Source organism: Streptomyces sp. TOM-9 (genome assembly GCF_056858595.1).
On the sequence record NZ_JBXEQB010000001.1, the window covers coordinates 8,491,108 to 8,503,355 of the forward strand.

Annotated in this window: 11 protein-coding genes; 5 read left to right on the forward strand and 6 right to left on the reverse strand. The window is 72.9% G+C overall.

Annotation, left to right across the window (positions count from 1 at the left end; all coding sequences use genetic code 11):
* Positions 1–7: 7 nt before the first annotated feature.
* The 3 genes from AC1VWI_RS39085 (at position 8) to AC1VWI_RS39095 (ending at position 3,791) form a co-directional block, all read left to right on the forward strand.
* Positions 8–976, forward strand: coding sequence for a carbohydrate ABC transporter permease (locus AC1VWI_RS39085; protein WP_499515776.1), 969 nt, complete (start codon positions 8–10; stop codon positions 974–976).
* Positions 973–1,899 (forward strand): carbohydrate ABC transporter permease, encoded by a 927-nt coding sequence (locus AC1VWI_RS39090; RefSeq protein ID WP_499515777.1) that lies wholly within the window; start codon positions 973–975, stop codon positions 1,897–1,899. Before AC1VWI_RS39085 ends, AC1VWI_RS39090 begins: the two co-directional genes overlap by 4 nt.
* Before the next feature lie 65 nt (positions 1,900–1,964).
* Positions 1,965–3,791, forward strand: coding sequence for an alpha-galactosidase D (locus AC1VWI_RS39095; protein WP_499515778.1), 1,827 nt, complete (start codon positions 1,965–1,967; stop codon positions 3,789–3,791).
* Positions 3,792–4,002: 211 nt separating this feature from the next.
* On the opposite strand, the gene AC1VWI_RS39100 is transcribed toward AC1VWI_RS39095, so the two are convergent.
* The 4 genes from AC1VWI_RS39100 to AC1VWI_RS39115 form a co-directional block, all read right to left on the reverse strand.
* The gene (locus AC1VWI_RS39100; RefSeq protein ID WP_499515779.1) at positions 4,003–5,289 is read right to left on the reverse strand and encodes an ATP-binding protein; all 1,287 of its coding nucleotides are present in this window, start codon (positions 5,287–5,289) and stop codon (positions 4,003–4,005) included.
* Positions 5,290–5,334: 45 nt separating this feature from the next.
* Positions 5,335–5,709 (reverse strand): ArsR/SmtB family transcription factor, encoded by a 375-nt coding sequence (locus AC1VWI_RS39105; protein WP_499515780.1) that lies wholly within the window; start codon positions 5,707–5,709, stop codon positions 5,335–5,337.
* 199 nt (positions 5,710–5,908) lie between these two features.
* On the reverse strand, positions 5,909–6,283 hold the full coding sequence (locus AC1VWI_RS39110; protein ID WP_499515781.1) for a roadblock/LC7 domain-containing protein: 375 nt from the start codon (positions 6,281–6,283) through the stop codon (positions 5,909–5,911).
* A 164-nt stretch (positions 6,284–6,447) separates the two neighbouring features.
* Positions 6,448–7,341, reverse strand: a complete 894-nt coding sequence (locus AC1VWI_RS39115; RefSeq protein WP_499515782.1) for an aminoglycoside phosphotransferase family protein — start codon at positions 7,339–7,341, stop codon at positions 6,448–6,450.
* A 109-nt stretch (positions 7,342–7,450) separates the two neighbouring features.
* Between AC1VWI_RS39115 and AC1VWI_RS39120 the strand changes: the two genes are divergently transcribed.
* Positions 7,451–8,143, forward strand: a complete 693-nt coding sequence (locus AC1VWI_RS39120) for a hypothetical protein (protein WP_499515783.1) — start codon at positions 7,451–7,453, stop codon at positions 8,141–8,143.
* A 22-nt stretch (positions 8,144–8,165) separates the two neighbouring features.
* Here the strand turns inward: AC1VWI_RS39120 and AC1VWI_RS39125 are convergent, their stop codons facing one another.
* Positions 8,166–9,074, reverse strand: coding sequence for a LysR family transcriptional regulator (locus tag AC1VWI_RS39125; protein ID WP_499515784.1), 909 nt, complete (start codon positions 9,072–9,074; stop codon positions 8,166–8,168).
* Positions 9,075–9,176: 102 nt separating this feature from the next.
* Between AC1VWI_RS39125 and AC1VWI_RS39130 the strand changes: the two genes are divergently transcribed.
* Positions 9,177–10,307 carry a DMT family transporter gene (locus AC1VWI_RS39130; protein WP_499515785.1) on the forward strand — a complete coding sequence of 377 codons (1,131 nt, stop codon included), beginning with the start codon at positions 9,177–9,179 and terminating at the stop codon, positions 10,305–10,307.
* 840 nt (positions 10,308–11,147) lie between these two features.
* On the opposite strand, the gene AC1VWI_RS39135 is transcribed toward AC1VWI_RS39130, so the two are convergent.
* Positions 11,148–12,236, reverse strand: coding sequence for a mandelate racemase/muconate lactonizing enzyme family protein (locus AC1VWI_RS39135; RefSeq protein ID WP_499515786.1), 1,089 nt, complete (start codon positions 12,234–12,236; stop codon positions 11,148–11,150).
* Positions 12,237–12,248: the final 12 nt, after the last annotated feature.

The window sequence follows — 12,248 nt, forward strand, 5'->3', positions numbered from 1 at the left end:
GTTCACCGTGCCCTCCGCGTCCCCCACCGCACCCCCCGCCCCCACGCCGCAGGCCCCCGCCACCGGGGCGCCCCGGCGCCGCCCCCGCCGGCTCGGCGCCGGTGACCGGCTCTTCCTGGCGGCCGTCGTCGGCGTCCCGCTCCTGGCCCTCCTGGTCTTCGTCTGGCTCCCGGCACTGGCCTCCATGGGCCTGTCCTTCACCAGCTGGGACGGCATCTACCTGTCCGACATCCACTGGGTCGGGCTCGACAATTACCACCAGATCCTCACCAACTACCCGCCGTTCTGGCCGGCGGTGCGGCACAACGTCATCTGGCTGCTCTTCACCGCGCTGCTGCCCACCCCGTTCGGGATCTTCCTCGCCTACCAGCTCGACCGGAAGCTCCGCTTCACCCGGGTCTACCAGACGGCGATCTTCCTGCCGATGGTGCTCTCCCTGGCCGTGGTCGGCCTCATCTGGGAGATCATCTACAACCCCGACACGGGCCTGCTGGACGGCATCCTGGGCGCGGTGGCCCCCGGCCACCACGTCGACTGGCTGGGCGACCCCGACCTCAACCTGTGGGCCGTCCTGGTCGCCTCGGCCTGGCGGCACACCGGCTACATCATGATCCTCTACCTGGCCGGGCTGAAGGGCTTCGACCCGGCCCTGAAGGAGGCCGCCGCGCTCGACGGCGCCAACGGCCGCCAGACCTTCCTGAAGGTGGTCTTCCCCGCCCTCAAGCCGGTCAACGTCATCATCCTGGTCGTCACCGTCATGGAGTCCCTGCGGGCCTTCGACGTCGTCTACGTGCTCGGCGGCGGCGTCGGCAGCAAGCCCGGCATGGAACTGCTGTCGCTGCTGATCACCGACAACATCATCGGCGAGTCCAGCCACATCGGTTACGGCTCCGCCCTCGCGGTCGTCCTGCTCCTGGTCTCCCTCGCCGCCATCGGGACCTTCCTCGTCCAGAACTTCCGCAAGGAGGACCGGTGACCACGACCGCCACCGCGCCCGTCACCCCGGCCCGCTCCCGCCGCGAGGCCGCGCGCGGCGGCGGGGCCTCCAAGCCCCCGCGGCAGACCGGCCGGCACCTGATGCTCGCCACGATCGCGCTGCTGTGGCTGCTGCCGCTGCTGTGGGCCGTCTACACCTCACTGCGCCCCTACGCGGACACCAGCAAGCACGGCTACCTGTCCTGGCCCCGCGGGATCAGCCTGCAGAACTACACCGACGCCTGGAACCAGTCCGGCATGCCGCACTTCTTCTGGAACTCGGTCCTCATCACCGTCCCGTCCGTCCTGGGCACCCTGCTCTTCTCCGCGGCGGTCGCCTTCTTCGTCTCCCGCTTCGACTTCCGCTGGAACATCGCGCTGCTGATGCTCTTCACCGCGGGCAACCTGCTGCCCGCGCAGGTGCTCATCACCCCGCTCTACCGGCTCTACCTGCTGGTACCGCTCCCGGCGTGGATGAGCGACTCGCTGCTGCTGTACAACTCGACCTGGGGCATCATCGCCATCCACATCGCCTACCAGTGCGGCTTCTGCACCTTCGTGCTGAGCAACTACATGAAGACGATCCCCGGGGAGATCTCCGAGGCCGCCCTCGTCGACGGCGCCCAGGTGTGGCGGCAGTTCTTCCAGATCATCCTGCCGCTGTGCCGGCCGGCCTTCGCCGCGCTCGCCACCCTGGAGTCGATCTGGATCTACAACGACTTCTTCTGGCCGCTCGCCCTCATCGAGACGGGCGACAAGCGCCCCATCACCTCCGCCCTGGCCAACCTGCAGGGCCAGTACTTCACCAACCCCAACCTCATCGCCGCCGGTGCCCTGATGACCGCCGTCCCCACCCTGCTGGTGTACTTCGCGCTCCAGCGGCAGTTCATCAGCGGCCTGACCATCGGTTCGGGCAAGGGCTGACCCCGCCAGGCCCGGCACACCCGCACCGCACCCGCCGTACCCCCCACCCCCAGGAGGCCCGACCCATGCGGTCACCCTCGCGCTCCACCCTGCCCTCGACCGCCGCCAGGACCCTGCTCGTCCTGGCCCTCACCGCCGGAGTGTCGGCGGCCGTCCCCGCGGCCGGGGCGACCGGCCCGGACACCGCGCCCACCGCCAACGCGGCCACCGCGCACCAGGTCGCCGCCAAGCCCTACATGGGCTGGTCGAGCTGGAGCATGCAGTCCTCGAAGTACCCCGGGCTCAACCCCACGGGCGACTACAGCTACCTGACCGAGGCGAACGTCCTCAAGCAGGCCGACGCCATGGCCGCCAAGCTCAAGAAGTACGGCTACAGCTACGTCAACCTCGACGCCGGCTGGTGGCGCGACCAGTCCTGGAAGCCCGAGTTCGACGCGTACGGCCGGCAGACACCCGACCCCGAGCGCTTCCCGCGCGGCATGAAGGCGGTCGCCGACCACGTCCACGCCAAGGGCCTCAAGGCCGGCATCTACCTGCCGGTCGGCCTGGAGAAGGAGGGGTACGGCGACGGCAAGGTGCCGATCTGGAACACCACCGACTGCACCACCGCCGACATCGTCTACGACGACCTGCGCACCACCAACGGCTGGGACAGCTCCTACAAGATCGACTTCTCGGATCCCTGCGCGCAGAAGTACGTCGACTCCCAGGCGCGGATGATCGCCGACTGGGGCTACGACTTCCTGAAGATCGACGGCGTCGGTCCAGGCTCCTTCAAGAGCGGTGACAACTACGACAACCGCGCCGACATCGCCGCCTGGCAGAAGGCCATCGCCGCCACCGGCCGCCCCATCCACCTCGAGCTGTCCTGGTCGCTGGACATCGGCCACGTCGCCGACTGGAAGAAGTACTCCAACGGCTGGCGGATCGACACCGACGTCGAGTGCTACTGCGACACCCTCGTCTCCTGGGAGAACTCCGTCGACGACCGCTTCGCCGACGCGGCCGCCTGGAGCCGGCACGGCGGCCCCGGCGGCTGGAACGACCTCGACTCCCTCGACGTCGGCAACGGCCGGATGGACGGCCTCACCAAGGCCGAGCGGCAGACCTACATGACGCTGTGGGCCATCGCCAAGTCCCCGCTCTACACCGGTGACGACCTCACCCGCCTCGACGACTACGGGCTGTCCCTGCTGACCAACCGCGAGGTCATCGCCCTCGACCAGTCGAGCACCGCGCCGGCCCGCCCGGTCACGCCCATGGGCGACCAGCAGGTCTGGGCCGCGGAGAACGCCGACGGCAGCTACACCGTCGCCCTGTTCAACCTCGGCGAAGCCCCCGCCGCCGTGACCGCCGACTGGACCTCGCTCGGGTTCTCCGGCCGCGCCTCGGTCCGCGACCTGTGGAACCACGAGGACCTCGGCTCCCACCAGGGCAAGGTCACCAAGTCCCTTCCCGCGCACGGCTCGCGCCTGTTCACCGTCACCCCGCACGGCCCGGTCCAGCCCATGACCGGCTACGAGGCGGAGGCCGCGGGCAACACCCTGGCCGGCAACGCCTCCCTGGCCGACTGCGGTGCCTGCTCCGGCGGTAGGAAGGCCGGCAACCTCTACCTCGGTGGCTCGCTCCGCTTCAACGACGTCGTGGTGAAGAAGGCCGGCACCTACATGGTCAAGGTCGCCTACGTGAGCGGTGACGCCCGCACGGTCCGGGTCTCCGCCAACGGGGGCGGCGCCACCGCCCACACGTTCCCGTCCACGGGCGACTGGGGCACCGTCGAGACGGTCAGCCTCCCCGTCACGCTGAAGGCGGGCGCCAACACCGTCACCTTCGACAGCGCCGACGGGTACGCCCCGGACATCGACCGGATCGACGTGCCCAAGCTGTCCTGACACCCCGTGGGGCCCGGCACCCGCCGGGCCCCACGACGGGCGGAAGGCAAGGTGGGCCGGCAGACACGGACGGGGGAGCGCGTATCTGCCGACCCACGATCACCATAGGGCTCCGAGGGGGGTCGTCGCCCGGGCATCGCCGATGTCCGCCGGTTCCGGCCACGAACCCGGCGCGGAGCGTCCACCCCCCTTCCGCCGCGCCCCACGTGCCTCACACGCGGGCGGCGGAGCGCAGGTCGTGGTCGAAGGCGCGGATGTCCTCGGTCGTGAGGGTGGTGCGGGTGCGGGCGACCGCCTGCAGGTAGTCCTCGGTGCGGTGCGTCAGGTCCGCCGTGCTGCGCGGGTCCGTCGCCAGGTGCCGCTCGAAGGCGGTCTGCGCGGCGGCCTGCGCCGCGTACTCGATGTCCGCCGGTGTGAAGCGGTCGCTCGCCTCGACCAGCGCGTCCAGGTCGATGCCCGCCACCCGGTCCGGGCCGATGTAGCGAACCCAGATCGCCCGGCGGGCCGAGGGGTCGGGCGGGCCGACCGGGATCAGGAAGTCGAAGCGCCCGGGCCGCAGGAAGGCCGGGTCCAGCGAGCGCACCGCGTTGGTCGCGCAGATCAGCAGCCGGCGCTCGCCGCGCCGGAACTGCGGGATGAGCTTGAGGAGCTCGTTGGTCACCCGGTGGGCCAAGGTGGACGGGTCCTGCCGCTCCGAGGCGATCTCCTCCGCCTCGTCGAAGAAGAGCACCACCTGCTCCAGGTGCTCGACCCGGGCGAAGAGCCGCCGCAGCCCGTCGGCCACGCCGTGCGCGTCCTCGGCCAGCTGGTACGGGAGCACCTCGATGAACGGCCACGACAGCCGGGAGGCCACGGCCTTGGCGAACGTCGTCTTGCCGGTGCCCGGCGGACCGAAGAGGACCACCGCACGCGGCGGCACCAGGTGGTAGCGCTCCGCGACCCCGGGGTTCTCCAGCGGCAGCACCAGCCGCCGCTCGATGAGCGCCTTCTCCGCGGTCATGCCCGCGATGCGGTCCCACAGGCCTTGCTCCGGGACCGCCCCGCCGAGCTGGTCGAGCAGGGTGTCCTGCGCGGAGTCGGCCGACAGCAGCTTCTCGAAGTAACCGAGCCCGGGCCGGAAGGAGTACCCGGAGTTCCGGAACGCCTGTTCACCGACCTCGCCCTCGGGCAGCAGCGCCCCGATCCGGCGCATCCCCGCCTGGCCCAGGCTGTCCTCCAGGGCCGCCAGCAGCGCCGAGCCCATCCCGTGGTGGCGCCACTGCCGGGCGATGGCCAGCCGCAGCACCCAGGCGCGCTCCTGGGCCGTCGAGGACACCGCCGCCCCCACGACGCGGTCACCGACCATCGCCACCACGGCGGGCGCTCCCGCGCGCAGCGCGCCGACCACCTCCGCCAGCGTCACCGCGGGGTCCTCGGTCGTGTCGCGCGACTCCTCCCAGATGCGCACGACCTGGTCCAGGTCGCCTTCCTCCAGATCACGTACCCGCCAAGGCGTCATCGCGCTCACCTCCCGACCATTCTGGCCCAGGTGGCGCCGGAGCGCTCAGCCGGCGGGGTGGCCGACCTGCTCCTCCGCGCGCCCGGGCGGGGCGTCGGCCTGGCGGAGTTCGGCGAGCAGTTCGGTCTGCCCCGCGAGGAGTTCGGTGAGGATGCGGCGAGCCGCGCGCAGGAGTTCGGCGACGTCCCCGCCGGCGAGGGCGTAGCTGACGGTGGAGCCCTCGCGGATCGACACCACGATGCCGGACCGGCGCAGCACCGCGAGCTGCTGGGACAGGTTGGAGGGCTCGATCTCGATCTCGTTCAGCAGGTCCCGTACCGGCACAGGGCCGTTCTGGAGCAGCTCGAGGACCCTGATCCGCACGGGGTGCCCGAGCATGCGGAAGAACTCGGCCTTGGCCTGGTACAGGGGTACCTGCATCGTGTGTCGCTCCTGCCCGGTCTCCGACGGCCCTTCCCGTACGCGCCGGCGGCCGCTCCCGCTGCCGCCGGCGCGACTCTGCGTCCAATCCTTCCCCTTCCGGGGCCCGTGCACCGCCGTGCTTGTGCGGATCAGGATGTGCCGAATTGAAGGATTCTTCAATTCCCGGGCGCACGGAGCCCCGAGGGAGGAACGGCGGCTACAGCTCGAGGTCGGCCTCGATGCGCCGCAGGCGATGGCGGGCCATCGCGAGGTTGGCGTTGCGACGGTCGAGCACGAGGTAGAGGAACAGGCCGTTGCCGTCGCGGCTCTTGAGCAGCCGGATCAGGTGGTACTGCGTGTTCATGGTGATCAGGACGTCCTCGATCTCCTCCTTGATGCCCAGTTCCTTCATCGTCCGGGCCTTGGCGCGGATCACGTCGGTGTTGCCGGCGGCCGCGACGGTCAGGTCGAGGTCCTTGCCGCCACCGATCGTGCCCAGCGCCATGCCACTCGTGTAGTCGACCAGGGCAGCGCCCACGCTGCCCTCGATCGACGTCATCGTCTCCTTGAGGGAGGTCTCCACATTCGCCATCGGCGTCCGCTCCTTGCCGTCGCTCTCCCGGCGTCCGCGCGTCCGCGCGCCGCCGCCCCGGTTGGTGACCGAGAAGCTACTGAAAGTGACGGGCCCCGTGGGGGAATCGGCGATGCCGGGGAGCGGGCCGGAGCCCCCGGGTAGGATGCGCCGCCCCCTGTGGGTCAGGGTCCCCCGTCGGCGAGCAGCTCGCCGAGGACGTGCCGCGCGATCGACGCCATCCGCTCGTGGGTGTCCCGGTGGTGCCGCAGTTCCATCAGCGCGACCGACAGCGTCCAGCCGCGACCGCGCGCCCAGGTCGCGTCGTCGGTGCCCAGTGCCGCACGGAAGGTGTCACGGGCCGCGGCGGGCAGCACGTACCAGGCGGCGATCGTGTCGACGGCGGGATCGCCGAGGCCCGCGCACCCGAAGTCGATGACCGCGGAGAGCCGTCCGTCCGCCACCAGGAGGTTGCCCGGCTGCAGATCCGCGTGCACCCACACCGGCGGCCCCTGCGGTCCCGGTGCCGCCAGCGCCGTCTCCCACACCTCGTCGGCCGCCGCCGCGTCGACCTCCGCGCGCAGCGCGTCGATCGCGGACCGCGTCGCGTGGTCGCGCGCCGCGAGGGGCTCGCTGCGGTACGCGGGCGGTGCGCCGGCGGGGTCGACGCGCTGCAGGGCGGCGACGAAAGCCGCCAGGTCACGGGCGAGCGCGCCGGATTCGGCGAGGCGTCCCGCGGAGGGGTTCTCGCCCTCAAGCCAGCCGTACACCGACCAGGGCCAGGGGTAGCCGTCGGCGGGAGCGCCCTTGCCGAGGGGCGCGGGGACGGACGCCGGGAGCCGCGGCGCGAGCCGCGGCAGCCACTCGTGCTCCTTGTCCACGTCGCTCGCGGCCCCCGCGGTCCTGGGCAGCCGTACGACCATGTCGCTGCCCAGGCGGTACATGACGTTGGAGGTGCCGGCCGACCCGGTGGGGGTGAGCGGGAGGTCCGCCCAGTGGGGGAACCGCGCGTGCAGCAGGCGGCGTACCAGCGCCGCGTCGATCCCGGCCTGGCCGTCGCTCAGGGTGCGTGGGGGCATGTCCGCCTTCCGAAGTGGTCTCGCGCGACCATGAGTAGCAGCACCGGGGGCCTGCGCGGCACCGGATTTCCGCGGACGCGGGGAGCCCCGGGTGGGGGATGCCGGAGCCATGGGCTTGGATGTGCGCGTGACCGTTCACGACGTTGCCCCCCGACTGCCCTCCATCGCCGAACTGCGCGACCACTGCCGCGCGCTGGCGATGCTCGACGCGATCCTCAGCCCCGAGTGGGAGATGCGCTACCACTCCTTCGACGCCGTGTGGGACACGGGGGAGGAGATGGCCTCGCTGCGCAACGGATCGGGAGACGAGTACGCGATCGTGTTCTGCGCCGCCGGGGCCTTCATCCGCGGCTTCGACCACGAGTCGCCCCTCAGCCCCTACGGCTCGGAGGACCACGAGCCCTGGCCGGGGGTCGTCGACGAGGTCCCCGAGGCCTTCCGTCCGTACGTCGAGGAGCCGGCGTTCTGCGACGAGGACGGCGTGCCGGTCGCGACCGTCTGCCTGTGGCGCGGAGCCGGGGACGACGCGTGGCGGCACGGCTCCGTCGACCTGCCGGAGGACGGCGAGGACGCCGACGGCGCGTCGTACCTGTTCCGTCTGCTGACCGACCGGTCCCCCGAGGCGTTCCGCGCCTTCGCCGAGGACTACTACGAGGTGCCGGTCGACCTGGACGCCGTACGCCATGTCCACGCGCTGCGCCCGCTCACCCCGGAGGTCGTCGCGAGGCTGAACGCAGAGGTGACGCTCGACGGTCTGGCCGAGGACATCGCGGGCATCGGCTATCCGCGGGGCACCGCCTGACGGCAGGTCAAGGGCGCGCGGGTCAAGCCGTGCCCGCCGTGCCCCGGGCGACGTCGCGCAGCGCGTCGAGCAGCCCCCGCAGTGCCGGCTGCCGCAGCGACGTCTCCCGGACCGCGGCGTGGACCGCCCGGACGGGCTCCGGGCCGCGCACCTTCCGTACGACGACCCCGGGGTGGTGATGTGCCAGGGCGGCCAGCGGCAGCAGGCTCACCCCCAGCCCGGCGGCCACGAACCCCTGCGCGGTGGCGTAGTCCTCGCTCTGCACCACGACGGCGGGGCTGAAGCCGGCCGCGGCGCACGCCTGGAGGATCAGCTCCAGGCACGAGCCGTCCGGGGACTCGCTGCCCACCCACGGCTCCCCCGCGAGGTCGGTGAGGTCGAGCACCCGCTTCGCGGCGAGGCGGTGACCCTTGGGGAGGATCGCACGGTAGGGGTCGTCCCGCAGGTGCACCAGGCGCAGGCCCTCACGGCCCTGCCCGCGCGGCCGCACCACGATCGCCAGGTCCGCGCGGCCCTTCTCCACCTCCGGCAGCGGATCGCCGGGGTCGACCAGGCCGAGGTCGATCCGCACGCCCGGGTGCTCGCGGCGCAGCCGCGCGACGGCGGGGGCCACCAGGTCGGCACCCGCCGTCGGGAAGTAACGCACCGTCAGAGTGCCGGTGCGGCCCTCGCGCAGATCGGCCAGCGCCGTCTCGGCCTCGGCCACCTCCCTGCCGATGCGGGCGGCGTACTCGGTGAGCAGCAGCCCGGCGGGCGTCGGCTGCACCCCGCGCCCCACGCGTTCGAGCAGCGGGATCCCGGCCTGCCTCTCCAGGACGGCGATCTGCTGGCTGACGGCCGAGGGTGTGTAACCGAGGTGGGTGGCGGCCGCGGTGACCGATCCGCTGGTCACCACCGCCCGGAGGACCTGCATGCGGCGCACGTCGAGCATGTAGCTCAGCTTAACGGTAGGTGCGTGAACCTTCGCTTGTGCCACCAGGACGGGTGGGGGAGCGTCGTGGGGGACGGTGACGCGAGACGACGGGAGGCCGGCGTGTCCGGTGGCGGAGGCGGCGCGAGGGCGCTGCTGCGGATGGCGGTGCTGGCCCTGTTGTGGGGGTCGACCTTCCTGTGGATCAAGATCGCGCTGGAGGGACTGCCGCCCGCCTGGGTCACCTTCCTGCGCTGTGCCTGCGGCGCGGCCCTGCTGCTCGTGCTCTGCCGCCGCGCGGGCCTGCGCCTGCCGCGGGGGAGGCTCCTCTGGAGCCGTCTCACGGTGGCGGCCCTCCTCTGCAACGCCCTGCCGTTCCTCCTCTTCAGCGTCGGCGAGCAGAGCGTCGACTCCGGGGTGGCGGGCGTCCTCAACGCCACGACGCCGTTGTGGTCCCTGCTCATCGGTCTCGCCCTGGGCACGGGGCGACGCGCCGTCCGCGGACCCCGGCTCGGCGGCCTCCTCGCCGGGTTCGCGGGCGTCCTCCTGATCTTCGCGCCCTGGCACCGGTCGGGCCTCGCGAGCTGGGGCGCCCTCGCCCTGCTGGGTGCGGCCGCGAGCTACGCGCTCGCCTTCGCCTACATGGGGCGCAGGCTCATCCCCACGGGCGCGGGCGCACTCCCGCTCGCCGCGGCCCAGTTGACCGCCGCGACCGCGCTGAGCGTGCCGGCCCTGCTCGTCACCGGCACCACCGGGATCGCGGTGACCGTGCGCTCGTCCGTCGCGGTGCTCGTCCTCGGCGTCCTGTGCACGGGTGTCACCTTCTACCTGACGGTGTGCATCATCGCCGACGAGGGCGCTACGGACGCGGCAACCGTCGGCTACCTCCTGCCCGTCGTGTCGGTGGGGCTCGGCGCGCTCGTCCTCGACGAGTCGGTGGGCGCCCGGGTGGTGGCCGGCATGCTGGTCGTCCTCGTCGGCGTCGGGCTCACGCGGTCGCGGGGGCTGCGCCTACGCCCGTGGCGGCGGCATGCCGACGCCACGGGCGAGGGCGGCGACGACCGCGCAGGTCTGCCCGGGCAGGCGCACGGCCGCCCAGTCGGCGGCGGCACGGAGGAAGTCCGCAAGGTCCCGCTCGGCGTCCGCTATCCCGCGCCGCAGCACGTCGACGTCGACCTCGAACGCCGGGCTGTCGTCCCGCCTCGCGTCGACGGTCAACCGGACGACGTCGCCGTGCCGTTCGGCGAGCGGTGAGGGGTCGTGGCCGAGCCACGCGTCGCCGGTGCCGTCGAGGACGCCGAGCCATTCGCGCCAGTCCTCCAGGCCGCTGCAGCAACCCGGGCGTACCACCACCAGGTCGCCGGCTGTGCCGATGACCTGCAGTCCGCCCGGTGCCTGGACGTCCTCCCCGGACAGCAGCCCCCGCAGGAAGTCCTCGACCGGGTCGCCGGGCCGGGCGGGTGGGGCCTCGTCGTCCCTTTGGGCATCGTTGTAGGCGACGATGGTCATCACGGCCGCGCCGACCTCGGCGGGTGCCAACGCGCCGTGGAGCGGCATGAGGGTGAACGGCTGCCGCTCGGCCACCGGCCAGAGGGCGAAGCCGTCCGCGGTCCCCAGTTCCAGCACGGGCTGCACGACGATCACCGCCCGAGTCTGCCCCGGCCCCCGGCCGGGCCGCCTCCCGTTTTCCGGTCCGGCACGCGTCGGGACGGCCCGTGGGCGCTCGCCCCACGGCGTGGCCGATTCCGGGCGGCGGCCGGGACGCCGCGGTGGTGGTGCGGCAGCCTGGTCCAGCGCGTCCCGCCTGACTGCTGCCGTCGCGACCGCCGACCCTGGGGGGTACCGCGCGATGCGGGGCCACGGCGGCGGGTTCGGGCGCTGCGGGGGAGGCCGTGCGGGCGGGCTGCGGCGATGGGTGAGGCCGGGTGCCGGAGGTACGGCCGGCCGAACGGTCGCGCTCGCCTGACGCCGTGACCGGTGCCGGGACGGCACTGCCGGTGCGGGGCCGTGCGGGCGGGCTGCGGCGATGGGTGAGGCCGAAGGTGGGCCGGGCCGAACGCGGCTTCGGCCGGTGCTTTCGGCAGCCCGGCCCGGTCACGCCACCCGCAGGTCCTCGATGGCGTCCTCGTCCCAGTCGATGCCGAGCCCCGGGGTCTCGGGCGGCACCACGTGGCCGTCGACGACCGTCAGGGGGGTGCGGGTGATGGCGTCGAGCTGCGGGATGTGCTCGACGTACATGCCCGGGGGCACCGCGCAGGCCAGGCTCGTGTGGAGTTCCATCAGGAAGTGCGGGGCCACCTGGACGTTGAAGGCCTCCGCGGTGTGCGCCGCCTTCAGCCACGGGGTGATCCCGCCGACGCGCGCCACGTCGACCTGGACGATGCCCGCCGCGCCCGCGGCCAGGTACTCGGCGAACCGGCCCACCCCGTAGAGCGACTCGCCGACCGCGACCGGGATCGAGGTCGACGCGGCCAGCCGGACGTGCCCGGCCAGGTCGTCCGCGGGCAGCGGTTCCTCGAACCAGGCGAGGTCGTACGGCTCGTACGCGCGCGCCCGGCGGATCGCCTCGGCGCCCGTCATCGACTGGTTCGCGTCCACCATGAGCACCCAGTCCGCTCCGACCGCGGCGCGGACCGCCGCCAGCCGTTCCACGTCCTCGCCCACCGTGGGTTTGCCGACCTTGACCTTCGCGCCGCGCAGCCCGCGCTCCTTCGCCCGCAGCGCCCCGGCGGCGAGTTCGTCGGGCGTCAGGTGCAGCCAGCCGCCCTCGGTGTCGTAGAGCGGCAGCCGCTCGTGCGCGCCGCCCGCGAGCCGCCAGAGGGGTTCGCCGGCGCGCAGGCACCGCAGGTCCCACAGGGCCGTGTCGACCGCGGCCAGCGCGAGGGAGGTGATGGCCCCGACCGAGGTGGCCCGGGTGACCGACAGCAGCCGCTGCCACAGCGCCTCGACGGAGCGGGCGTCGGCGCCCGTGAGCAGCGGCACCAGGTGGTCGCGGAGCAGGGCGAGCACCGAACTGCCGCCCGTGCCGATGGTGTACGCGTACCCCGTGCCCGTGAGGCCGTCGTCCGTGGTGAGGGAGACCAGGACCGTCTCCTGGCGGACGAAGGTCTGCAGGGCGTCGGTGCGCAGCACCTCGGGTTCGAGGAAGACCATGCGGCACTCGGCCTTCGTGATCCGGCTCATGACGGCCACCAG